Source organism: Pseudoxanthomonas sp. 97-1-1, from assembly GCF_057773125.1.
Genome location: NZ_JBYMTJ010000002.1, coordinates 684,687 through 709,842, shown reverse-complemented (window position 1 = coordinate 709,842; position 25,156 = coordinate 684,687). Strand labels below are relative to the sequence as shown.

16 protein-coding genes and 1 pseudogene are annotated in these 25,156 nt (G+C 65.6%); 14 read left to right on the top strand and 3 right to left on the bottom strand.

What is annotated here, in order from left to right:
• Positions 1-155: 155 nt before the first annotated feature.
• The 3 genes and pseudogenes from AC3DET_RS10535 to AC3DET_RS10525 form a co-directional block, all read right to left on the bottom strand.
• Positions 156-689, bottom strand: coding sequence for a hypothetical protein (locus tag AC3DET_RS10535; RefSeq protein ID WP_488391556.1), 534 nt, complete (start codon positions 687-689; stop codon positions 156-158).
• Positions 689-4,453: an RHS repeat-associated core domain-containing protein gene (locus AC3DET_RS10530; RefSeq protein WP_488391730.1), complete on the bottom strand. Its 3,765-nt coding sequence runs from the start codon at positions 4,451-4,453 to the stop codon at positions 689-691. Before AC3DET_RS10530 ends, AC3DET_RS10535 begins: the two co-directional genes overlap by 1 nt.
• Positions 4,454-4,720 (bottom strand): annotated as a pseudogene (locus AC3DET_RS10525) (DUF6531 domain-containing protein); the annotation flags it as partial.
• Between the two features lie 966 nt (positions 4,721-5,686).
• Between AC3DET_RS10525 and AC3DET_RS10520 the strand changes: the two are divergent.
• The 14 genes from AC3DET_RS10520 (at position 5,687) to AC3DET_RS10455 (ending at position 25,053) form a co-directional block, all read left to right on the top strand.
• Entirely contained in the window at positions 5,687-6,466 is a 780-nt protein-coding gene (locus tag AC3DET_RS10520) for a flagellar brake protein (RefSeq protein ID WP_488391555.1), read from the top strand.
• A gap of 178 nt (positions 6,467-6,644) precedes the next feature.
• Positions 6,645-9,350 (top strand): methyl-accepting chemotaxis protein, encoded by a 2,706-nt coding sequence (locus AC3DET_RS10515; protein WP_488391554.1) that lies wholly within the window; start codon positions 6,645-6,647, stop codon positions 9,348-9,350.
• 97 nt (positions 9,351-9,447) lie between these two features.
• Positions 9,448-9,936, top strand: coding sequence for a chemotaxis protein CheW (locus AC3DET_RS10510; protein WP_192202677.1), 489 nt, complete (start codon positions 9,448-9,450; stop codon positions 9,934-9,936).
• Positions 9,937-10,165: 229 nt separating this feature from the next.
• Complete coding sequence (locus tag AC3DET_RS10505) at positions 10,166-12,415, top strand: methyl-accepting chemotaxis protein (protein WP_488391553.1); 2,250 nt, start codon at positions 10,166-10,168, stop codon at positions 12,413-12,415.
• Positions 12,416-12,584: 169 nt separating this feature from the next.
• Positions 12,585-15,197: an EAL domain-containing protein gene (locus AC3DET_RS10500; RefSeq protein ID WP_488391552.1), complete on the top strand. Its 2,613-nt coding sequence runs from the start codon at positions 12,585-12,587 to the stop codon at positions 15,195-15,197.
• A 171-nt stretch (positions 15,198-15,368) separates the two neighbouring features.
• Positions 15,369-15,773 carry a hypothetical protein gene (locus AC3DET_RS10495; protein WP_192202680.1) on the top strand — a complete coding sequence of 135 codons (405 nt, stop codon included), beginning with the start codon at positions 15,369-15,371 and terminating at the stop codon, positions 15,771-15,773.
• A gap of 90 nt (positions 15,774-15,863) precedes the next feature.
• Positions 15,864-18,092 carry a methyl-accepting chemotaxis protein gene (locus AC3DET_RS10490; protein ID WP_488391551.1) on the top strand — a complete coding sequence of 743 codons (2,229 nt, stop codon included), beginning with the start codon at positions 15,864-15,866 and terminating at the stop codon, positions 18,090-18,092.
• Positions 18,093-18,199: 107 nt separating this feature from the next.
• Positions 18,200-19,114 (top strand): CheR family methyltransferase, encoded by a 915-nt coding sequence (locus AC3DET_RS10485; RefSeq protein ID WP_337732128.1) that lies wholly within the window; start codon positions 18,200-18,202, stop codon positions 19,112-19,114.
• On the top strand, positions 19,111-19,713 hold the full coding sequence (gene cheD / locus AC3DET_RS10480) for a chemoreceptor glutamine deamidase CheD (RefSeq protein WP_192202683.1): 603 nt from the start codon (positions 19,111-19,113) through the stop codon (positions 19,711-19,713). Before AC3DET_RS10485 ends, cheD begins: the two co-directional genes overlap by 4 nt.
• A complete protein-coding gene (locus AC3DET_RS10475; RefSeq protein WP_337732129.1) occupies positions 19,713-20,783 on the top strand; it encodes a protein-glutamate methylesterase/protein-glutamine glutaminase in 1,071 nt (356 codons plus the stop codon). The genes cheD and AC3DET_RS10475 overlap by 1 nt, the downstream gene beginning before the upstream one ends.
• Before the next feature lie 273 nt (positions 20,784-21,056).
• The gene (locus AC3DET_RS10470; protein ID WP_192202685.1) at positions 21,057-22,247 is read left to right on the top strand and encodes a methyl-accepting chemotaxis protein; all 1,191 of its coding nucleotides are present in this window, start codon (positions 21,057-21,059) and stop codon (positions 22,245-22,247) included.
• A gap of 136 nt (positions 22,248-22,383) precedes the next feature.
• Positions 22,384-23,028, top strand: coding sequence for a histidine kinase (locus AC3DET_RS10465; protein ID WP_488391550.1), 645 nt, complete (start codon positions 22,384-22,386; stop codon positions 23,026-23,028).
• Positions 23,025-24,740 (top strand): EAL domain-containing protein, encoded by a 1,716-nt coding sequence (locus AC3DET_RS10460; RefSeq protein WP_446539416.1) that lies wholly within the window; start codon positions 23,025-23,027, stop codon positions 24,738-24,740. Before AC3DET_RS10465 ends, AC3DET_RS10460 begins: the two co-directional genes overlap by 4 nt.
• Positions 24,733-25,053 (top strand): GIY-YIG nuclease family protein, encoded by a 321-nt coding sequence (locus AC3DET_RS10455; RefSeq protein ID WP_446539417.1) that lies wholly within the window; start codon positions 24,733-24,735, stop codon positions 25,051-25,053. Before AC3DET_RS10460 ends, AC3DET_RS10455 begins: the two co-directional genes overlap by 8 nt.
• Positions 25,054-25,156: the final 103 nt, after the last annotated feature.

Genomic DNA, 25,156 nt, shown 5'->3' with positions numbered 1-25,156 from the left:
AGCCAAGAAATTCCGGGCCCTGTACTTTCATGCGAAGCAAGGAAATCCGTGAAGATTCACTCTGTAGGATGGGTTGAGCCGTAGGCGATACCCATCGAGCATGTGGCGCCTTCATCACGATGATGGGTATCGCTTCGCTCAACCCATCCTACGCGCTAATCGCACACCAGCTCCCTTACATAACCCACCAATGGCGATCGGGAGCAAATGCGGCCGAGGCGAAGCTCAACGCGTGTAGCGTCAGGGCCAGCTAATTCGCCACCCACGATCTCCTGACGCTTATAGCCAAATGAGTGCGCCGCCGCTCGTGCTACTTGCGGCTTATGCGATGCTGACAACTCCTCTAGCATGTCAAGACTCTCATCGTCGTTAGCGTTCCGCAGCGAGTTCGCCGCTGCGGCAGCAATTTCCGGATCATCCGAACGGGCCGAAGCTCGAATCTGAGCTAGATACTCTGCGCCCCGCGGAGAATCTGCCCTAAGTAGTTCGCCAGCCAACGTTGTCCGATCCAGCTCCGTCAATTGATTGCCGTCCCACTTCTTACGATAGTCGACCGAAGCGCTTGTGGGAGACTTGGCAAACTCATCCGCGATGACAACAGGATCCAGACTTCTATTTGACTCAGGACTGCAACCGAGCATAAAGGCGGAAACAACCAACAAGACAAATTTCTCTGCACACTTTTCCATCAGTAAGATCCCACCTTAGACATCTGATCATCCCGCCAATAGCTGTTGAAATACTTAATAAGTTCAACATCCTCACCGTCCACCGAGCTTCCTGAGAGATGGCGCGATGTTTTCACTCCACAATCATCAATGCACACTTCGAAACGATGTTGCCGCCAACGCTGAACACGCTCAAGACGCATACGATCACGCCATATCCAGCCGCAGTAAACGTTAGTTGGCATTGGAAGACCAAAAGGAAACTTGCGCCTAGACATTTCAATTGGATCTGGAACGTAATCTATTGGTCCGGGGCTCCATGGATAGCCCGGCGTCGTCGTGCATATAGGGAATATCCTCTTGGAGTCACCCACCATTAGACTACGCTCGTACGCTGAACCCAACCATTCTTGCTTCGAAACAATGCGACAAGCAGCCAGCCCATAGGGATCATAGAAGGATAGTGGAGCCCCGTAGACATAGTTGAAAGTTGATACACCGCCACTGAGCCCTATCGGATCACTTTGCGAGTAACGCCCCATACTAGCGTCATAGTCGCGGCGATAATTGTAGTTGAGACCTGAGGCCGCATCGAACCGCTGCCCCGGAAACCGCATGTTCAACACCAACGGAACCCCATCTCCATCGCCGTCCTGTTCCGGCGGTGTATTGCCAAAGACTTCGCTCTTCGAGTCCCACGTCCAGACAGCGACGTTACGCGCCGGATCAACGACCGTGCGCGGCGTCCCCAGATGATCGGGCTGGATGTAGTACAGCTGCCCATCATCCAGGACGCCTACCGGCATGTCGTCCATCCAGACAGTCTGCTGCGACATCGCGCCAGAAGTTCCATAGTCACCAAGCCACCGCCCTGAGTCATCGTAGAGCGTGTAGGCGCTTACTGCTCCAAGGTGCTTTCGGACCTGCTCCCCTCGCCCGTTGTACGCATACTCCATGGCCACCACGCCACCGTTGCGCACCCGACTCATCCGGCCCGCATCGTTGTACTCGAACTCGCGTGCCGCACCGATGGACAGCGTGTTGCCGACTGCGTCGTAGGCGCGATTCTCGCCTGCCACCGAGTCCAGCCGATGGCTGTTGGCCGGATACGCATAGGCCTTCGTACCGAACGAGTCCGTGTAGCTGATCCGGTTACCCGTCTTGTCGTATTCGTACTTGTCCAGGACTGCCTGGGCCGGGCCATCGAGCGCCTCCGTCAGGCGACCCAACGCGTCATAGCGGTACTCCATCGGTGGTGAGCTGCCGCTATCGATGTCGACCAGATTGCCGACCACGTCATAGCCATAGGTCAGATCCAGACCGCCCGTTCCTCCCTGGATCGATGTTGGACGGTAGTCCAGGTCAACGTCGCGCTGCATGACACGACCGTTGCCGTACACCCATCCTGCGATGGGACCGAAGGGGTGGTAGGTCGCCTGGTGCAGCAGGATTTCCCGCACCTGTCCCGGCCGGGTGACGCCGACACTGGTGATCTGGCCTTGCGCGTTGCGGACATAGTCCGCCACCGTGCCGTCCGGATAGGTCATCGCCTGCAGGTGCCCGCTCTTGGTGTAGGCGTACTGCAGCGTCAGCGCCACGCCATCCGTGGTCTGCACCTTGCGGACCAGTTGGCCGAAGCGGTCGTGGCAGTACTGGGTCGAGCCACTGCCATCCATCATCAGCGTCAGCCGCCCCACCGAGAACGTCTCGCCTGCCTGGCAGGCCGGCTGGGTGACATCGTAGGTGTAGGAGACATTGAGGCTGGCGGTGGGATAGCCGACCTGCGTCAGCCGGTTCAGCGCGTCGTACTGATAAGTCGTCGTGATGCCGCGGGCATCGGTCTGGCTGGCGCGGTTGCCCGCACTGTCGTAGGTGTAGGTGGTGATGCCCGTGTCCGGGCTGCTCAACTGCACCAGATCGCCGAAGCCGTTGTAGCTGTAGGTGGTGTCCAACCCCTTCGGGTCGGTGACCTTGGTCAGGTTGTCGTTGGCGTCGTACTCGAACTTCGTTTCCGCCTCGATCCCGCCCACGTCCTGCAACGTGCGCCTGAGCCGGTTCAGGGGATCGTAGTCGTTGCTGTTCACATGCCCCAGCGCGTCGGTCACGGTCTTCACGTTTCCGCTTGCATCGTAAGTGAAGTCAGTCGGGCTCGACTGCGCGTCGGCCTGCGTGGCCAGCTGCCCCAGCGTGTTGTAGACGCGCGACAGCGTGCGCTTGAGCACACCGCCCGCACCCTTGGTGCTCTCACCGATTCGATTGCCCGCGCCATCCAGCGTGTACTCGATGCGATTGCCTGCACTGTCGGCGACTGCGGTCAGGCGCTTGGCATTGTCGTATTCGTACGAGGTGTAGACGCCGTCAGGATCGGTGATCTTCTTCACCAGCCCGGTGGGCCAGTACTCGTACGAGGTGATGCGGTCATCTGCGCTCGTCGCGCCCTTGACCGTCATCGTGGCCACCCAGCCGCGCGGGTAGTAGAGCGTCTCGGTCACCACGCCGTTCGCGTCCTTGACCGCCAGCGGACGCCCGGCTGCGTCGTAGGCCAGCACTTCAGTAGCCCGGCCCAGCGCATCGGTGAGCTTCCACAGATCCCCTGGGCGATAGCCGCAGCCGGACAGCGTGCTGCTGCAGGCCGCGCCTACGGTGCCGTAGTAGACGTATGCGTTCGTGTCGGGAATGTCCGTGCGTGGACCATCGATCGACTTCAGCTGGCCGACACGGGGACAGGTACCGGCATCGACATCGGCCTGCTCGCAGTAGGAGCGCGTGGCAGTACGCGTAGCCAGTGTCGACGGGTCCAGGGATGTCGTCGTCAACAGCTGCCCGGTGGCGCTGTAGTCCATATTGGTCTGAGACACGACCTGACCAGCGGCGTTCAGGGTTCGCAGTTGTGTGGGCACGTTCAACGTAGCGTGCCAAACCGTTTCGCGGGTCTGCTTGTCAGGTGTGCCGAAGGCCGAGACCACCGACGTCAGTTTCCCGCTCGTGTAGCCGTAGCGTGTCTGCGCCCCCCGGACGTCAGTCCTCGTCAAAGGACGCCCGTAACCTTCAAAGGTTGAGGCAGACGTTCCCTGACTATCACTGATAGCCAGAGGCCTGCGGTGATCGCCGGTGTTATAGGTGTAGGTGCGTAACGCACCATTTTCCGTCGTCACCTGCGCCTGATTCGCGGCGTTGTAATAGATTCGAGTTGTTTCAACGGGCTGCTCGCTGGTGCCAAACAGAGTGCTGAGCACCACTCGACCGTGGATGTCGTAGCCAAAGCTCCCGTAACGCTTTCCATCTTCGCTGGTAATTCCCGTCAACAAGCCCTGATCGCCATTCGTGGCCAAACCCGTCTCACCGTAGTGATACCGCTGTATCTGACCGTCACCGTAGTCGACAGAAATCAAGTTCTGCTTGTCGTCATAACCGTAAGCAATGACCTTGCCGTCTGGCAGCGTGACGCTGGTCAGAAAGCCAGACTGGTTGTGGTTAAGAACTAGCTCTCGACCGGAACTGTCGATGAGGCGCTCGACCCGATTATTGGCGTTGGCTACAAATGTCAGGTCGCGCGATGGATCTCGGCTATTGCGGATGCCGGTCAGGACGCCGGCAGCCGTGAAACGGCTCTCATCGCCATTGGCTTCGGTCATCCGCCATGAATTGTCCGCGAGCTTCTCCAGGAGCGCGTCGCCCAGCGTTGGCACAATGAACCGAGTACTGGTGACATATTGCAGTGGCGCCCGATAGCCGCTCCCCAAATAGAGCCCCGTGCTGTTCGCCCCAGGGGCGACTAGCTTCATAGAAAATGAATGCGACCAACCTATACCGAGTCGCGACGAATCGGGCCGAAATTCGCGTAGTGAATGGTAGTGACGCGTGAAGGGACGGCCCGCAAATGTGAAGTCGACCTCCGCTCTTGTCTTGTCTCCCGAGGAGGGATGACAAGGATTACCATTCACTGGACACGACTGAAACTGCCGCGCCTTCCTGATTTCGATATGGGGCCTAATCGTGCTTTGGCAGAGCCGCGGATACAAATTTCGATCATCCGTATCGAACGGATGCATTCCCGGCGGACAGGTGAACGGCTGCAGTCTGTAGATGCTCAGTACCCTGTTGATCGATCCGGGGTAACTAAGGTTCGTCTCTACGAAATTTATCTGCTTGTTACCCGATGTCTTCCAGTACATCCATCCTGTACGCGAAGCCCAGTTTCCGCGAACAAAATCGTAGGGCGACGCATACCCTCCCACAACCTCAAATGAGTGATAAGTGCACCGATTCCATCCACAACTTGTGTCGGCTGCCTTTTTTACTATGAACCCAGCGATCATTTCCTCTTCGGAATAGCAATAGTACCCGCCCCAATCATTCTTTCGACTGTCGGTGGCAATTGAACCTGGGCAATGCCCATTTTCACCTATGACGGATTCAACGGTCCCAAACAGGGAAGCGCCTATGGACTCCAGGGGCTGATTTGGTACTCGGAAGAACTTGTACATTCCTTCCGTCGTAATCTGCTCCTCCCCAGAGAGAGTGAGCAGATGTCCAACATCGGGCGTGGCCGCACGGAGCGCCGCTTCGGCTTCCGCCCAAGATGTCCTACACGCACCTCCAGCACTCGGGCAATAGACTGCCGCAGGCGCAATCCCTCCTGTGGGGTCGTCAATCACAACCGCCTGTGCACGAACGTCAGCCACTACGGCCAGCATCGCGATCGCCGCGATGATCGAAAGCCCTCTGAACATCCCTATCCCCTCTTCAGCTGCCTTGCAAAAGGTGCGGCGGATGGCCGCCTCGTGAACAAGCCAGAACGCTACACGGTCCCCGCATAACCGGGAAGACGGCAAGTCGGGTAAGTACATTTACGTCCCGCCGGCCCTCTCACAATCAGCATCCGTCTTGATCGATAGCCTCACCCACCCGAGGTCCCGGTCCGGCACTCTCCACACAGCCTGCGGCACCCTAAAGATGCTGCAACGCCCGCCGATACAGCCTGTGACGCCTTCCCTGCCCAGATGCTTCACGCCCGCATGACCGAGCCCAGCGACGCCCCTCTGGCCGATCCCGTCAGGTACGACGAAGAAGAAAAGTACCTGGTGCATGGCGAATACGAGATCCGGCAGATCCTGCAGTCGCTGATCGCCAGGCGCGCGCTCGTCAGTGGCTGCGCAATGCCGCGCAACCACACCTTTCCCACCTCCATCATTGAAGTGATGGAGGACGAAGATGGCGTCCTGATCGATGGCAGCGCATCGGAGACCCTCAACCGCAGCATCGAGGAAGCAAGCCACGTCACCTGCGTCTCCCGGCTCGACCGTATCCACGTGCAGTTCAAGCTCCATGACCTGCAGCGCGTGCAGAAGGAAGGACAGGTCGCCTTCCTCGCGCCGCTGCCGGACAGCATCCTCCGCCTGCAACGTCGCGAGTTCTACCGCCTGCAGGTGCCGGTGACGCAGCCCATGGAGTGCGCCGTCGCCGAGCGTCACCCGGACGGCGAGACCACCTACCGCAACTATCGCGTGCTGGACATCAGCGGCGGCGGCATCGCGCTGGCCGTGCAGGCCGAAGAGCCGACGCTCCGCCCCTACAAGGAATTCCCCGGCAGCCTCCTGCACCTGCCCGACAGCGGCCCGCTGTGCATCCGCCTGATGGTCAAGAGCCTGCATCGCCAGCTCAACCAGAACGGCACCGAAAGCTGGCGCGCCGGCTGCCAGTTCACCGATCTGCCGCGCGGGGGCGATGCGCTGATCCAGCGCTACATCTTCCGCCTCGAACGCCAGCGCAGCGCCCGCGAACGCGGCGCTGCGTGATCTGCGTCCGCTTTCCGGACGCCTTTCGTCGGTTCTGGCCGACACCCGCTCAACCTCCCCGCGCACGCGCCGATACCTCCCTGTAACGGTCCTGCATACCGGCGTCACGGCCATCCAAGGTCGTGCTTGCACTCGCAGGCATCGCCAAGCCGTACCGTCCAGTCCGCAAGAGGCCAGCATGTCATCCACACCCTCCCGATCCTCCTCCCGCAGCATCGCCACACGCGTGATGTACGGCACCGCCTTGGTGGCCCTGCTCGCCTTCGGCGTTGCCGCCGCGGCCAGCTACCTGCGCAGCAGCCAGTCCCTGCTGGCCGGCGCGCGGACCACGATGGAAGGGCTGGCGAACCAGGAAGCGCAGCGCATCTCGGGCGAACTCACCCGCGCCTTCGACGGCAACGATGCGCTCGCGCATGCATTGCTCGCCCAGCGCGGGGACGACGGCATCAGCCGCAGTGCCGCCAGCGCCATCTTCAAGCGCCAGCTGGAAGCGCACCCGGAATGGGTCGGCGTCGGTACGCTGTGGGAACCCGATGCCTTCGACGGCAAGGATGCGGACCACATCGGCGCCGAAGGCCACGACGACACCGGCCGCTTCATGAGCTACTGGGCATGGAGCAATGGCGCCCCGCTGCTGGAAGCCCTGCGCGATTACGAAGTTCCCGGTGCCGGCGACTGGTACCGTCGCCCGCGCGAACTCAAGCGTCCGGTGGTCGCCGAGCCCTACGTCTACAAGATCGCCGGCAAGGACGTGCTGATGACCACGCTGTCCACGCCGATCCTCCAGGATGGCGACCACCTCGGCGTGATGACCGTGGACTTCGCGCTGCAATCGCTGCAGGAGCGCATCGCGAAGCTCACGCCGATGGATGCAGGCTTCGTCCGCCTGCTCACGCCGGCCGGCGTGGTCATCGCGGACAAGGATGCCGCCTCGGTCGGCAAGCCATATGCAGGCGCCCACGCTGCCGACGTCATCAAGCAGGTGGCCGCCGGCAAGCCGGTGTTCCGCGAGGCGACCGATGCCGCGGGTGAAACGGTGATGGAAGCCTACGTGCCGCTGCAGATCGGCGCCGCGCAGGAGCGCTTCGCGCTGGGCGTGGTGGTGCCGCGTGCGGTGCTGATGCGCGAAGCGCGTGCCGTGCTGTGGACGGTGGTCGCAGTGGGTGCGCTGGGTGCTGTGTTGCTGTGCGGCGCCGTGTTCTGGCTGCTGCGTCGCCAGGTCGGTGTGCCGCTGGCCGGCGCCGTGCGCGTGGCCGACGATATCGCAAGCGGCAAGCTGGACAGCCAGATCGATGTCGGTCGCGACGACGAGATCGGCACCCTGATGAAGGCCATGCGCAGCATGCAAGGCAACCTGCGCGAGCGCATCGAGCGCGACGCCGTGGTGGCGAAGGAAAGCCTGCGCATCCGCACCGCACTGGAGGATGTGACCACCAACGTCATGATCGCCGACGCTGACCGCACCATCGTCTATGCCAACCGGCCATTGATGAAGATGCTGGGCGACGTGGAACAGGATCTTCGCCGCGACCTGCCCGCCTTCGATGTGCGTACGGTCATCGGCAGCAGCATCGACATCTTCCACAAGAAACCCGAGCACCAGTCGCGCATGCTGGCCCAGCTGCAGGGCACGCATCGCGCGCAGATCAGCGTGGGCGGCCGCATCATGCAGCTGATCATCAACCCCGTGACCGACGGCGAGGGCCAGCGCATCGGCTACGTGGTCGAGTGGGCCGACCGCACTGCCGAAGTGATGGTGGAACAGGAAGTGACGCGCATCGTGCAGGCGGCGGCACAGGGCGACCTGAGCGGGCGCATCTCCGAGTCGGGCAAGCAGGGCTTCCTGCTGGCGCTGTCGCAACAGTTGAACGGCCTGCTGGTCGCCATCGCGGGCAGCGTGGACTCGGTCTCCGGCGTGCTGCAGTCGCTGTCCAAGGGCGACCTGACCGCGCGGATGGAAGGCGACTTCCACGGCGTGTTCGCCAGCATGCGCGACGATGCCAATGCCACCGTCGCCCAGCTGACCGACATCGTCGGCCGCATCCAGGACGCTTCCACCAGCATCAACACCGCTGCCGGCGAAATCGCATCGGGCAACAACGACCTGTCGCGCCGTACCGAGCAGCAGGCCGCCAACCTGGAAGAGACCGCCGCTTCGATGGAGGAACTGACCTCCACCGTGCGCCAGAATGCCGAGTCGGCCCGCCAGGCTAACCAGTTGGCGATTGGCGCGGCCGGTGTCGCCTCCCAGGGCGGTGAGGTGGTCGGTCGCGTGGTCACCACGATGACCGACATCGAACAGTCGTCGAAGAAGATCGCCGAGATCATCTCGGTCATCGACGGTATCGCCTTCCAGACCAACATCCTGGCCTTGAACGCGGCCGTGGAAGCCGCCCGTGCCGGCGAGCAGGGTCGCGGCTTCGCGGTGGTCGCCTCCGAAGTGCGCACCCTTGCCCAGCGCAGCGCCAATGCGGCCAAGGAGATCAAGGGCCTGATCGAGACCTCGGTGGACAAGGTCGCCGAGGGTTCGGCGCTGGTGCACCAGGCCGGCGCGACCATGGGCGAGATCGTGGCCAGCGTGCAGCGGGTGACCGACATCATGGCCGAGATCTCGGCCGCCTCGCAGGAACAGTCGGCCGGCATCGAACAGGTCAACCAGACCATCACCCAGATGGACGAAACCACCCAGCAGAACGCCGCACTGGTGGAGGAAGCCACCGCCGCTGCCCGCAGCATGGAAGAACAGGCGCAGGCACTGGCCGAGGCCGTGTCCACCTTCCGCCTGGACGGCCATGGCCGTGTCGCGCGACTGGTGCACGAACGCGTGACCCGCATCGCGGCCGGCACCGCGCCGCGGGGCGCTGCCGAACCGCATCCGTACTGAATCCCTAAAGAAACCCGCCCCGGGGCCGATCTAGGCCATGACCGGTTCCGTCCCGGGAACCCCGACACCTTCACCGGCTGCAACAGGAGCCCGACGAATGAGCGACAAGAAGACCCAGGCCGCGGCGAGCGCGGACGAGTTCCTCAGCTTCACCCTGGGGGACGAGCACTACGGCGTGGACATCCTGAAGGTCCAGGAAATCCGCGGCTACGATTCCGTGACCCGCCTGCCCGATGCCCCGGACTACATCAAGGGCGTCATCAACCTGCGCGGCACCATCGTGCCGGTGATCGACCTGCGCCTGAAGCTGCGCCTGAAGGATGCACGCTACGACGCCTTCACCGTGATGATCGTGCTGAACGTGGAGGACCGCGTGGTCGGCATCGTGGTGGACAGCGTGTCGGACGTGATCGCGCTCAGCGCCGAGCAGATCCGTCCCACGCCGGAATTCGGCGCCAGCGTCGATACCCGCTTCATCTCCGGCATCGGCACCGTCGATGAACGCATGTTGATCCTGCTGGACATCGAGACGCTCATCGACAGCGCCGACCTGGGCCAGCCGCTGCCGGAACAGGCCGCGGCCTGACGCATCGCCCTCGCGGTACGCAGCACGTGCATCCCGGGGACCGCAGGCCGCAAGGCGTGCGGTCCCTTGTGTTTGCGCGGCTGCTGGCATCCGGACTCCCCGCCTTTCGTCGTAGGGGCGCGAAAAACCACTGAAATTCCGCCGACCCGGGCCGCTATCAACGGTGAGGGCAATCCGCCCCCGCAATCCGCATGCCCAGGCCACCCGGCCTGTCGCCAGAGACCCCGCCATGACGTTCAACGCCAAGATCGCCGCCCTGCTCTCCAACCTGCCGCTGAAGCGCAAGTTCCTCATCCAGACCGCGCTGGTCGCCATCGGCACCATCGCACTGGCCGTGGTGGCGGCGCGCATGCAGTACCTGGATCTCACCGGAACGCGGCAGGCCGGCCTGAAGGCGCAGACCGAGATGGCGCTGGGCGTGATCGAGGGATATGCGAAGCAGGTGCAGGCCGGCACCCTGGATGAAGCCCAGGCGAAGGAAAGCGCGCTGGCCACGCTCGCCTCGATGCAGGCGAACAAGGGCGTGGACTACTTCTTCGTCACCGACGAAGCGCCCACCATGCTGATGCACCCCACCCGTCCCGATCTGATCGGCAAGCCGCTGGACGACGTGCTGAGCCCGGATGGCAAGCGCATCTTCCCCGAGTTCGTCCACGTGGCGCGCGCAGGCGGTGGCCATGTCGACTACAGCTGGGCCAAGGCGGGCGAGGAAGACCCCGTGCCGAAGACCTCCTATGCGGCGCTGTACCAGCCGTGGGGCTGGGTGATCGGCACCGGCGTCTACATCGACGATACCCAGGCGCAGGCGCTGCAGTTCACCTTCATCATGACCATCGCCGGCGGCCTGCTGGTGCTGCTGAGCATGGCGATCGGCTGGGTGATCGGGCAGTCGGTGCTGGAACCGGTGGCGCGCGCCCTGTCCGCGATCCGCGGCGTCTCGCGCGGCGACCTGAGTGTGCGCACCGGCCACCACGGCCGCGACGAAGTCGGCCAGATGCTCAAGGCCACCGACGAAATGGTGCACATGCTGGAACGCTTCTCGCAGGAAACGCACGTGATGATCCGCCTGCACGAAGCCGACGACATCAGCCATCGCATGCCCGAGGATTTCCCCGGCGTGTACGGCGAGCTGGCAGGTGGCATCAACACCATGATGTTCGAGCACCTGGACGCCTTCCGCGATGCCATCGGCATCCTCGAGCGCTACGCCAACGGCGACCTGAGCCAGGATGCGCGCCGCCTGCCAGGCACGCGTGCGTTCCTGCATGAAGCGATGGACGCGGCCAAGCAGAGCCTGCTGGCCATCAATGCCGAGATCAAGCGCCTGGCGCAGGCTGCGGCGGCCGGCGATTTCAGCGCCCGCGGCGACGAAGCCCGCTTCCAGCACGACTTCCGCCAGATGGTGCAGGGCCTGAACGCGATGATGACCATCAGCGACAGCAACCTGGCGCAGCTGTCCGCCCTGCTGCGCGCGATCGCGGCCGGCGACCTGACAGCGCGCATGGAAGGCGACTTCCATGGCGTGTTCGCCAGCATGCGCGACGACGCCAACGCCACCGTCGCCCAGCTGACCGAGATCGTCGGCGGCATCCAGGTGGCCGCCATCAGCATCAACACCGCCGCCGGCGAGATCGCCTCCGGCAACAACGACCTGTCCCGCCGTACCGAACAGCAGGCCGCCAACCTGGAAGAGACCGCTGCCTCCATGGAGGAACTGACCTCCACCGTGCGCCAGAACGCCGAGTCCGCCCGCCAGGCCAACCAGCTGGCCATCGGTGCCGCGGGCGTCGCTTCGCAGGGCGGTGAAGTGGTCGGCCAGGTGGTCACCACCATGCGCGACATCGAACAGTCCTCCAAGAAGATCGCCGAGATCATCTCGGTCATCGACGGCATCGCCTTCCAGACCAACATCCTGGCGCTCAACGCCGCGGTGGAAGCGGCCCGTGCCGGCGAACAGGGCCGCGGCTTCGCCGTGGTCGCCTCGGAAGTCCGCACCCTGGCCCAGCGTTCGGCCAATGCGGCCAAGGAGATCAAGGGCCTGATCGAGAACTCGGTGGACCGCGTGGCCGATGGCTCGGCCCTGGTCAACCAGGCCGGCACGACCATGGGCGAGATCGTCGCCAGCGTGCACCGCGTGACCGACATCATGGCCGAGATCTCCGCGGCCTCGCAGGAACAGTCGGCCGGTATCGAGCAGGTCAACCAGACCATCACCCAGATGGACGAAACCACCCAGCAGAACGCCGCACTGGTGGAGGAAGCCACCGCCGCTGCGCGCTCCATGGAAGAACAGGCCGGTGCGCTGACCCAGAGCGTGTCGGTGTTCAAGCTGCAGGCCGCCTCCCGTGCCCCGGTGCGCCAGGCCCCTGTGACCGCCGCAGCACTGCGGCCGGTGGCGACGCCCAAGGCCGTGGCCCGCAAGCCGGTCGCCCGCAAGCCCGAACCGGCACTCGCCGACGGGGACTGGCAGGAATTCTGAGCCACCGGGCGCGCCCGGCGCGCGCCCTGTTCCGTGACCGCCTTCAAGTAACCCGGACTCCGGCCGATATGTCACCAGAAGGCCCTCTTCCCTGGCACCCGATGACCGTCGCACCCTCCGCCACCGACGACGCCAGCCGCTGCACGCAAGTGCGCCGCGAGGACACTGCATGCTTCGCCGCACGCTGACTTCGCTGACATCGGTGCGCGACACACAGGCGTCCACGGATCTCCCGACGGAGAGCCTCTGGCACGTGCTGGAACAGTCCGTCGACGCCGCGTTCGTCATCGACGGGCGCCACCGGGTGGTGCTGTTCAATCCGGCGGCGGAAGCCCTCTGGGGCTGCCTGCGCGAAGATGTGCATGGCATGCCGTTCACCCGGTTGCTGTCCAGCTCCCAGCCGGACAACACCGCCGACGCCGCGCTGGCGCAACTGCTCGGCAGCCATCGGGATGCCGTGCTGCATCGGCCCGACGGCAGCGAGGTCGCCTGTTCGGTCTCCATGTCGAAGGTGCAACTGGGCACGCAGGTCTTCCACACCGCCTTCGTGCGCGACACCAGCGACCAGAAGCGCCAGCTCGAGCGCCTGCGCCAGTTGTCGATCGTGGTGGACAAGAGCGACAACGCGATCTTCGTGAGCGCGCCGGACCGCGAAGTGGTCTACGTCAACAGCGGCTTCACCCGCATGCTGGGTTACCGGCTTGAAGAGCTGCGCGGGATCAAGCCCTCGCAGCTGCTGTCCGGCGCGCATACCGACGCCACCCTGGACGATCGCATCAGCCAGGCGATGAAGGCCGGCGAAGGCCTGCAGACGGAAGTGCTGCTGTACACCAAGTCGGGCCGCCCGCTGTGGCTGTCGGCCGCGATCAACCCCGTGCACGACGAGGACGGGACACTGCTGGGCCTGGTCAGCGTGCTGAGCGACATCACCCAGACCAAGATGCACCAGGTGCTGCACAACAAGGTGCTGGATGCGCTGGTGCACGAATGGAGCGTGGCCGACGTGATGACGCTGATCTGCCGCGAGGTGGAGCACATCGCGCCGGAACTGACGGTCTCCATCATCACCGTGGACAACGAGGGGCTGATGCACGCCCTCGCCTCGCCCAGCCTGCCCGAAGCCTGGGCACGCAAGATCGACGGCATGGCGATCGGCCCGCGTGCCGGCGTATGCGGTGCCGCCGCCTGGCGGGGCCGCGCGGTGCTGGTGAAGGACATCGCCAGCGATCCGCTGTGCGCCAACACCCGCCACCTCACCTCGCCGCTCGGGCTGCGCGCCTGCTGGACCCATCCGATCAAGTCGAGCAGCGGCCGCGTGCTGGGCACGCTGTCGTTCTACTACCGCGAGAACCGGGGCCCCGACGAGCTGCACGAACGCCTGGCCGATACCTGCCTGCACCTGTGCTCGCTGACCCTGGAGCGCGAGCAGACCAACGAACGCGTGCACCAGCTGGCGTTCTACGACACCCTGACCGGCCTGCCCAACCGCATCATGTTCAGCGCCAAGGCCGAACAGGCGCTGGCCAACGTCGCCCAGGTGAACGGCACCGCCGCGGTGCTCTTCATCGACCTGGACCGCTTCAAGCGCGTGAACGACGCGCAGGGGCACGCGGCCGGCGACGGCCTGCTGCGCGATGTCGCCGCGCGCCTGAGCGAGGAACTCGGCGGCATCAACATCGTCGGACGCCAGGCCGGCGACGAATTCGTCGCGGTGCTGCCGATGTGCAGCACCGAGCATGCCGGCAGCGTGGCCGAGCGCCTGCTGGGGGCCATCGCGGCGCCGACCGCCGCCGGCCTGATGACCCTGCACCCCAGTGCCAGCATCGGCGTGGCGATGTTCCCGGACGACGGCCGCGACATCGACCTGCTGGTGCGTCATGCCGACATGGCGATGTACCGCGCAAAAACCGATGGCGGCGGCAGCTTCCGCTTCTTCAGCGTCGACATGAACCGGCTGGCGCAGGAGCGTGTTTCGCTGGAGACCGCGCTGCGCGAGGCGCTGCGGCTGGACCAGCTGAAGCTGCAGTACCAGCCCCAGGTCGGCGGCTGCGACGACAGGCAGCTGTATGGCGTGGAAGCGCTGTTGCGCTGGCACCACGCGGAGCTCGGCGTGATTCCGCCCGCGCGCTTCGTGCCGGTGGCCGAAGAATGCGGACTGATCGCCGATCTCAGCCTGTGGGTGCTGCGCCAGGCGTGTGCGCAGATGGCCGACTGGCGGCAGCGCGGCATCGACATCCCGCGCGTGTCAGTGAACGTCTCCGCGATCAATTTCCGTGATCCGGAGCTGTCCCTGCAGATCTCGGACCTGCTGGACGAGCATGGCCTGGAGCCGGGCGACCTGACGCTGGAGATCACCGAGAGCGTCATGCTGGACCCGGACCCGGACGTGCTCGAGAACATCGAGGCCATCTACGTGCTGGGCGTGCGGCTGTCGCTGGACGACTTCGGCACCGGCTACTCCAGCCTCAGCCACCTGCACCGCCTGCCCATCAGCGAACTCAAGCTGGACCAGAGCTTCGTGCGCGACATCGACACCAGCGCGATTGCGCGCACGCTGACCTCCTCGGTGCTGCGCATCGGCGAAAGCCTGGGCATGAAGGTGGTTGCCGAAGGCGTGGAGACCGAATCGCAGCACCGCTTCCTGACCGAGCAGCGCTTTCCCGTGCTGCAGGGGTATCTGTTCTCGCCACCGCTGCCGCCCGGCCCGCTGGAACAGTGGCTGGAAACACAGGGTTACACCGCAGCCCGCGAAGTCGAAACCGAAGCCGGTGCACCCGGGTAAGTGCAGTGCCGCGCGACCGGTGTTCGCCCCGACCACCCGGAAAGTGTGACCCAGCGCCCAGTCGTGCGCACGGGCGATCCCGCACCACGCCTTCGCCTCAAGTTTGGCCAAGGCGGGCCGATCTCAGGCAGTGAGTCGTTACCCCTCCTCTGTCCATCCGGAGTTACTGGAATGAAAATCGCATCCGCCCTGACCCTGTCCATCGCCGTCGTCGGCGCCGCCCTGCTGATGCCCGCGACGCCGGCCAACAGCCAGTCGCAGGTCGACAACGCGATCCCCGCCGACATGGCCGCACGCTTCGCGGGCAAGAACGGCACGGTGTGCGGCAAGGTGGGCAAGGCCCGCTTCGCCGAGAATTCCGAAGGCACGCCGACCTTCCTGTACATGGGCGGCAACTTCCCGCGCCATACCTTCACCGCACGCATCCCGGGCGATGCCCGCGCCAAGTTCAAGCCGGCCCCGGAAGAACTGGAAGGCAAGGACGTCTGCGTGATCGGCGCCATCGAGCGCGACAACTCGCGCGCCGAAATCGTGGTCAGTTCGCCGGCCAACCTGAAGCTCGCGACGATCCGCTGATCCGTTCCAACGGCAGGGCGCCACGCCCTGCCCGCCCTGGTCGCACCTGAGAGCGGCGCGGCACGCCACCGGTAAAGGAAAAAGAATCCCATGCAGCGGATCAAGAACCTCAAACTGACGACGAAGATGATGCTCGCCTTCGGCGCCGTGCTGGCGCTGATGCTGGTACAGGGCATCGCCGCTTTCGTCGGCCTGAACTCGTTGAACGGCGCCACCACCGAGGTGACCGGCAACGTCCTGCCCAGCGTGAAGGCCGCGGGCGACCTGCAGAACCTGATCGGCGAATACCGCACGACCTCCTACCGGCAGCATGTGCGCGCCAGCGACGCCGTCAAGGCGGAAGCCAAGACGCTGGCCGCCCAGACCGACAAGAAGATCGAGCAGTCCATCAAGGACTACGCCAAGCTGATCATCAGCCCGGACGAAAAGAAGGCCTACGACACCTTCGTCAAGGAGTGGAAGGCAGCCAAGCAGTCGTATGCCGAAGTGCAGGAGATGCTGGACCTCGGCCTGCCGGACGATGCCGTGGATACTTTCATCGGCACCACGCGCGACCAGCACCGGAAGGCGGTCGCGGCACTGAACACGTTGGTCAACGTGGTCGACCAGCAGGCCAAGACGGCCAGCGTCAGCGCCGACAGCACCTTCACTGCCTCCAGCACGCTGATGGTCATCATGTTGCTGGTGGGCATCGTGGGCGGCCTGGCCCTGGCCTGGTTCTTCGCCCGCGCCATCGCCGGCGCCGTCGGCGAAGCCGTCCGCGTGGCCAATGACGTGTCCGCCGGCAAGCTGGACGGCAAGATCGATACCAGCCGCCAGGACGAAGTGGGCCAGCTGCTGACCGCCATGCAGCGCATGCAGACGCAGGTGCAGTCGGTGATTTCCGCCCAGAGCGAAATGGCCGCGCGCCACGACGAGGGCCAGATCAGCTATCGCATGGACGACAGTGCGTTCCCGGGCGAGTACGGCCGCATGGTGCGCGACACCAACGCCCTGGTCGCCTCGCACCTGCAGGCCATCGGCGACGCACTGAAGATCATGCAGCGCTACTCGATCGGCGACCTGAGCCTGGACATGCCCAAGCTGCCGGGCGAGAAGGCCAATCTCACCGAGACGATGGACGCCACCAAGGCCAACCTGTCGGCGATCAACGGCGAGATCAAGCGACTGGCGATGTCCGCTTCCTCCGGCGATTTCAGCCAGCGCGGCGACGTGGACAAGTACCAGTACGACTTCCGCGACATGATCGACGGCCTGAACCAGCTGATGGAAACCACCGACGGCAACCTGGCCGAGGTCTCCGAACTGCTGCAGGCCATCGCACGCGGCGACCTGACCGCACGGATGGAAGGCGACTTCCACGGTGTGTTCGCCACCATGCGCGATGACGCGGACGCCACCGTCGCCCAGTTGACCGACATCGTTGGCCGCATCCAGGACGCGTCGACCAGCATCAATACCGCTGCCGGCGAAATCGCGTCCGGCAACAGCGACCTGTCGCGCCGTACCGAGCAGCAGGCCGCCAACCTGGAAGAGACCGCCGCCTCGATGGAGGAACTGACCTCCACCGTGCGCCAGAATGCCGAGTCGGCCCGCCAGGCCAACCAGTTGGCCATCGGTGCCGCCGGGGTCGCCTCGCAAGGCGGTGAAGTGGTCGGCAAGGTCGTCACCACGATGCGCGACATCGAGCAGTCGTCGAAGAAGATCGCCGACATCATCTCGGTCATCGATGGCATCGCGTTCCAGACCAACATCCTGGCCTTGAACGCGGCCGTGGAAGCCGCCCGTGCCGGCGAGCAGGGTCGCGGCTTCGCGGTGGTCGCTTCGGAAGTCCGGACGCTGGCCCAGCGCAGCGCCAATGCCGCCAAGGAGATCAAGGGCCTGATCGAGACCTCGGTGGACAAGGTGGCCGATGGCTCCAAGCTGGTGAACCAGGCGGGCGCGACGATGGGCGAGATCGTCGCCAGCGTGCAGCGCGTGACCGACATCATGGCCGAGATCTCCGCCGCCTCGCAGGAACAGAGCGCCGGCATCGAACAGGTCAACCAGACCATCACCCAGATGGACGAAACCACCCAGCAGAACGCCGCGCTGGTGGAAGAAGCCTCTGCCGCCGCCCGTTCGATGGAAGAGCAGGCACAAGCGCTGAGCGAGTCGGTGTCGGTGTTCAAGCTGCATGCCCACGCCGCCCCGACCGCCGTGGTCGCCAAGCCGGCCAAGGCAGCAGCCCCGGCTCCGTCCAGGCCCGCGCCGCGCGCCGCCACGCCGTCGATGCTGGAGCCCGCCCTGGCCGATGGCGACGACTGGCAGGAATTCTGAGGCACGCGGTTTGCATCGCATCCCGGCAACAGCTCCCTTTCCCTGTCCCCGCGGCAGGGAAAGGGTCCCGCCACGCCCCTAGCCTCATCCGTCCCGTCGAGAATCCGATGTCCGTCAGTACCCGCTCCCCTGCCCCGGCTGCCACGACACGACGGACCCCTGCGCCGCTTCCCGCCGACGACGGCGCGGCAGGATCGGCAGCACGCGATTTCGAGTTCGACGACCGCGACTTCCGTCGCGTGGTCGACCTGATCCGCCAGCGCGCCGGCATCGCCCTGGCCGACGGCAAGCGCGACATGGTCTATGGCCGCCTGTCACGCAGACTGCGCGCGTTGGGCCTGCGCAGCTTCAAGGATTACCTCGACCAGCTGGAACGGGACGGTGGCGATGAGTGGCAGGCGTTCACCAACGCACTGACCACGAACCTCACCTCGTTCTTCCGCGAGCCGCACCACTTCGAGCGGCTGCAGGAAGAACTCGCGAAGCGCCGGAACGACGGCCCGCTGAAGATCTGGTCATGTGCCGCGTCCACCGGCGAAGAGCCCTACTCCATCGCCATCACCGCCTGCGAGGCCTACGGCACGCTGACCCCGCCGGTAAGCATCCTGGCCACGGACGTGGACACGCAGGTGCTGGCCACCGGCGAACGCGGCGTCTATCCGGTCGAGCGCATCGCCGGCCTGGACGACACCCTGAAGCGGCGCTATTTCCAGCGCGGCAGCGGCCCCAACGAAGGCAAGTGCCGCGTGCATCCGGCCCTGCGCCAGCTGATCGCGTTCCGCCCGCTCAACCTGCTGACCGCGCGCTACGACGTGGCCGGCCCGTTCACCGCGGTGTTCTGCCGCAACGTGATGATCTATTTCGACAAGCCCACCCAGCGCGGCATCCTGGCGCGCCTGGTGCCGCACCTGGCCGAAGACGGCATGCTGTACACCGGGCACTCGGAAAACTACCTGCACGCCGCCGACATCATCCAGCCCTGCGGTCGCACGCTGTACCGCCGCGCCGGGACCGGCGCATGAGTTCAGCCGCCGCCTCGTTCGCCGACGGCAGCGTGATGCGCTACCACGACGCCCGCTTCAAGACCGAAGCGGCCAAACTGCTGCCCACGCAGTACCTGGTGGTGGACAACGACACCGCGCTGGTCACCGTGCTGGGCTCGTGCGTGGCCGCCTGCATCCGCGACCCGCTGCTCAAGCTGGGCGGCATGAACCACTTCCTGCTGCCGGACGGCAACGTGGGCGATGGTGCGCCCGCGCGCTACGGCAGCTTCGCGATGGAACTGCTGATCAACGACCTGCTCAAGCGGGGCGCCGCGCGCAACCGCCTGGAGGCCAAGGTCTTCGGCGGTGCCAACGTGCTGAAAGGCTTCACCAGCAACCCGGTCGGCACGCGCAATGCCGAGTTCGTCCGCAAGTACCTGGATGCCGAACGCATTCCCGTGGTCGCCGAAGACCTGCGCGGCATCCATCCGCGCAAGGTCTGGTATTTCCCCAACACCGGCCGCGTGGTCGTGCAGCGCCTGCCGCATGCCCATGATGCCGAGGTCCTGGCCGCCGAATCCGCCGCCCGCGCCCGCCTGTCGAGGGCGCCGGTCACCGGAGGCGTGGAGCTGTTCTGATGAGTAGTCCTTCCTCCTGCAAGGTGCTGATCGTCGATGACTCGGCGGTCGTGCGGCAGATGCTGACCGAGATCCTCTCGCGCGATCCGGGCATCGAAGTCGTCGGTTCCGCCGCCGATCCGCTGCTGGCCCGCGACAAGATCAAGCGCCTGAATCCCGACGTGATGACGCTGGACGTGGAAATGCCGCGCATGGACGGGTTGGCGTTCCTGGAAAACGTCATGCGCCTGCGGCCGATGCCGGTGGTGATGATCTCCTCGCTGACCGAGCGTGGCGCCGACACCACGCTGCAGGCGCTGGCGCTGGGTGCGGTGGATTTCGTGTCCAAGCCCAAACTCGATGTCGCCAGTGGATTGCAGGCGTATGCCGACGAGATCATCGCCAAGGTGAAGGCCGCCGCGAAGGCGCGTGTCCGCCCGCTGGCTCGCACCGGCGCACCCCGCGTGGGCCTGGACACCGCGCTGCCATCCCCTCCGGCCCTGCGCTTCCGCACCACCGACCGCCTGATCGCCATCGGCGCCTCCGCCGGTGGCACCGAAGCCCTGCGCGTGGTGCTGGAACAGATGCCCGCCGACGCGCCGGCCATCGTGCTGACCCAGCACATCCCGGCCGGTTTCAGCCGCGCCTTCGCGGAACGACTGGACCGTCATTCGGCCATGGCCGTACGCGAAGCCAGCGATGGCGAAGCCATCCTGCCCGGTCACGCCTACCTGCCGCCTGGCGGCCAGCACATGCGGGTCATCCGCGACGGTGCGCGCTGGCGCTGCCGGATCGACGACGGCCCGCCGGTGAACCGGCACAAGCCGGCGGTCGACGTGCTGTTCCGCTCGGTCGCGCAGAGCGCGGGCGGCAACGCGGTGGGCGCCATCCTCACCGGCATGGGCGACGACGGTGCCCGCGGCCTGCTGGAAATGAGCCAGGCCGGCGCGCCGACCCTGGTGCAGGACGAAGCCACCAGCGTGGTCTGGGGCATGCCCGGCGCCGCCATGCGCCTGGGCGCCGCCAAGGAAGCCCTGCCGCTGGAACGCATCGCGCAGCGCCTGCTGGACCTGGCGGCAGCGATCGCCTGAGGCGCTGGCGCCGTTGTAGAAGCGACGTAAGTCGCAACCGCACGGCCGACGCTGCCCTGGCTCGCGATACAGGCAAGGGGCTGTGGCGGGCGAGCATCCCACTCCGTCAATGCCAATGGCCCCTCCCTGCGGCGGTCGCGACTCACGTCGCTCCTGCAGAAGGTCGCAACGCCCGTCACAGATCGCGGGGGATCGAAAAACCACCCGATTTCCCGCCTAAAGAGCCGATCCCTACGGCCGATACTCAACAGTGAGCTTCATCAGAGAGCACCCATGTACTCGCGCATCCTGGTTCGTCTTGCGGCACCCCTCATCCTCACCCTGCTGTTCCCGCTGTCGGTCGCCTTCGACTGGCCGAACGCGCTGCAGTGGGCCCTGCTGACTTCGCTGACGCTGGCCTGGCTGATCTTCGCCTGGCTGACGGCCGTCAACAGCCACGTGGTGTCGCCCGAGCACGCCACCGTCATCCGCGAGCAGGATGCGCTGCTCACCGAGCTGCGCCGCTTCGTCAACAACGAGATCGAAGGCTCGCGCAGCGAGATCGACCGCGCCCGCGAGCTGATCCGCGAGGCCGTCAGCAACCTCGGCGGCAGCTTCGATGCGATGAACCGCAAGTCGCGCGAACAGAGTGCCGCGATCTCCCGCATCATCGACCGCAATGGCGAGGGAGACCGTGCCGGCGTGGACGTGGCGCGCTTCGCGCAGAACGCCAGCCAGCGCATGGAACAGCTGGTGGAGGCGCTGGAGCAGGTCGCCGGCCAGAGCGGCACCACCGTGCACCACATCGACGACATGGCGCAGCACCTGGACGGCATCTTCTCGCTGCTGGAAGACGTGAAGTCCATCGCCGACCAGACCAACCTGCTGGCGCTGAATGCCGCCATCGAAGCCGCCCGTGCCGGTGAAGCCGGTCGCGGTTTCGCGGTGGTGGCCGACGAAGTGCGCAACCTGTCCGAGCGCTCCACCGCGTTCAACGAACAGATCCGCAAGCTGGCGCACAGCTCCAAGGAATCCATCGCCAAGGTGCGCGACACGGTCTCCAACATGGCCTCGCGCGACCTGGACCGCTCCCGTGAGGCACGCTCGGAAGCCGCCGGCATGCTGAACCAGGTGGCCGCGATCAACGCCTCGCTGGGCGATGGCATGCGCGAAGTCTCGATGTGCGGCCACGCCATCGATGCCAGCGTGGCCGATGCCGTCCGCTCGCTGCAGTTCGAGGACATCGCCACCCAGTCGCTGGGCAGTGCGAACACCCACCTTGACCGCCTGACCGCGATCAACAAGGAAGCCCTCGCCCTGCAGGAACTCCTGCATCGCTCCGGCGGCGCGACCGACAACGAACTGCTCAGCGCACTGCGCCTGATCGGCAACCGCCTGCGCGACCAGCGCACCGAGTGGGAACGCCCGCCGCACAAGCCGGTCGCACAACAGAACATGGGCGCCGGCACGGTGGAACTGTTCTGACCGCGACAGCGTCCGCACACCACTGAATCCCGACGGGGCGACCAGGATCTGGTCGCCCCGTCGCGTTCCGGTCGGCGGCCCGCCCGGCTGCGGATCGCCACTGGCATACTGCAGGCTGATCGCACCGCTGCTGACGATGTCGAACCCGCCGCTTCCCTCCCCGTTCTTGCTGCAGTTGTTCCGGCTGCAGGAAGCCGAACGCCTCCAGGTGGGGCGCGCCCTGCACAACCAGGTCGGGCAGGCACTGTCGGCGATCAAGATGGGTGCGCACCTGGTGCAGTCCGAGGATGATCCGGCACAGCAGCAGGAAGACCTGCAGGACATCATCCGCACCTGCGACGAGACCGTCGCGATCCTGCGCGACCTGCATGCCACGTTGCACCCGCCCCAGCTGGAAGCGATCGGGCTGGACGCCGCATTGCGCGCCGAGCACGAACGCGTGTTTCCCGGCACCGCGGTGACACTCGCTCCGTTGCCGAACATGCCTGCGGCCGACACGGCGCTGGTGGCGTTCCGGATCGCGCAGGTCGCCATGCGCGCGGTGGCGGGTGCGGGAGGCCGGCTGGCGCTGGAGCTGGCCGGCGACGCCGATGCCGAGGGCGGACTCGCCGTCACCCTGGATGCCGATGTCGACGCGGCGTGTAGCGAACTGCCGCTGCTGCAGGCCCTGGCCGCGACGCTTGGCGGCGGGCTGGAATCCAGCAGCGGCGGGCGCGGCAGCCGATGGCAACTTCGCCTACCCTATGCGCCTGCACCCGTGACGCACATCGACACCGCTTGAACACCGAGCACGCCCACCTGCCCCGCCTGCCCCGCCTCGGCGCCGGCGAACCCGACCTGCAGCGGATGGTCGACACCGCGAATGCGGACGGCACGCCGTTGATGCTGCTGTACCTGGACATCGACCACTTCCGCTCGATCAACGAGAACATGGGCGTGGAAGTCGGCGATGAAGCGCTGGCGATCCTCAGCGACCGGCTGCAGCGGTCACTCGGCCCGGAAGCACGCGCCTGGCGCCATGGCAGCGACGAATTCATCGTGGCGGTGCCGCGCCTGCCGGGCACGCTGCCGCCGGAACGCTTCGGCGATGCCTTGCGCGAGCAGATCGAACTGCCGATGACGGTGCTGCCGTACACGCTGTTCCTGACCGGCACGCTGGGCATCGCGCTGTGCCCGGAGCATGCGGACACTGCGTCCGGCCTGCTGCAGTGCGCCGAAAGCGCGATGGAACAGGCCAAGCACGAGGGCATGAACCTGGTGCGCCTGTATCGCCGCGGCGCCGCGATCACCGCGCGCAGCGACAGCATCATCGCCCGCCAGATCGTCAACGCCATCCAGCACAACGAGCTGCGCCTGTTCTACCAGCCGCAGATCAACGCCCACGACGGCCGCGTGGTGGGCATGGAAACGCTGCTGCGCTGGTACTCGCCCGCGCTTGGCCTGCTGGTGCCGGAACGTTTCATGCACGTGGCCGAGAAGCTGGGCGTCATCGTGCAGATCGGCGACTGGGTGCTGCGCAATGCCTTCAAGCAGGCGCGCGTCTGGCGCGACTGGGGCTTCGACGATTTCGAGATCGCGGTGAACGTGTCGACGCTGCAGCTGCTGCGCCCCAGCTTCGTGTCCGAAGTGCTGGAGGCCATGCAGGAGGCCGGCATCCCCCCGCAGATGGTGGTGCTGGAAGTCCGCCAGAACGCGCTGGCCAAGGACATGAACCTGGTTCACCGCACGCTGGCGCAACTGCACCACGAAGGCGTGCGGCTGACGCTGGACGATTTCGGCATGGGCGATTCCAACCTGGACTCGCTGGTCCGCTTCTCGGTGGACAAGATCAAGATCGACCGCAACTTCGTGAAGGGCGTGCCGTCCGGCAACCGCGAGGTGGCCATCACCTGCGCCATCATCGCGATGGGCCACCAGCTGGGCATGAAGGTGATCGCGCACGGCGTGGAGACCGACGTGCAGCTGGGATTCCTGCGCAGGAACCAGTGCGACATGTTCCAGGGGCACCTGTTCGGCGAACCGATGTCGGCCGAAGATGCCGGCGCGGTATTGCGCCGCCGCTACCTGCGCGCCGATGCCTTCGCCGCCACCAAGCCCGACCGCACCCTGCTGCTGCTGGACGACGAAGAGAACATCCTGCGTTCATTGGTGCGCCTGTTCCGCCGCGACGGCTACCGCATCCTGGCTGCCAGCAACGTCACCGACGCATTCGAACTGCTGGCGACCAACGACGTGCAGGTGATCCTGTCCGACCAGCGCATGTCGGACATGAGCGGCACCGAGTTCCTGGGCCGCGTGCGCATGCTGTATCCGGACACGATACGCCTGGTGCTGTCGGGGTACACCGACCTGGCCACGGTGACCGAGGCGATCAACCGCGGCGAGATCTACCGCTTCCTGACCAAACCGTGGAACGACGACGACCTGCGCGAACACATCCGCCAGGCGTTCACCACCTACGAGCACCAGCCGCACCATCGCGCGCATGCCTGAGACCCGCACCGGAACGCAGGACGGCTGGTGCGTGTACCTGCTGGAGTGCCGCAACGGCGCGTACTACGCCGGCATCACCAACCGGCTGGACGCGCGCTACGCCGCGCATGTGGCGGGTACGGGCGCCAAGTACACGCGCGCGAATCCGCCGGTACGCGTGCTGGCGAGCCGCGATTATCCGGATCGCAGCGCAGCGTCGCGCGCGGAAGCACAGCTCAAGCGGATGCCGCGCGCGAAGAAGCTGGCGTTCTTCGAAGCGCCGACCGATTCCCCTCTCCCTGCGAAGCGGGGAGAGGGTGCCGAAGGCGGGTGAGGGGCGAACGAAGACCCAGAGCCGGGACACTTGGCGCCATCGCAACAATCGCAGTGTATGCCGCGAGGCGTACTCCTGCGCTCGCCCCTCATCCGCCCTCCGG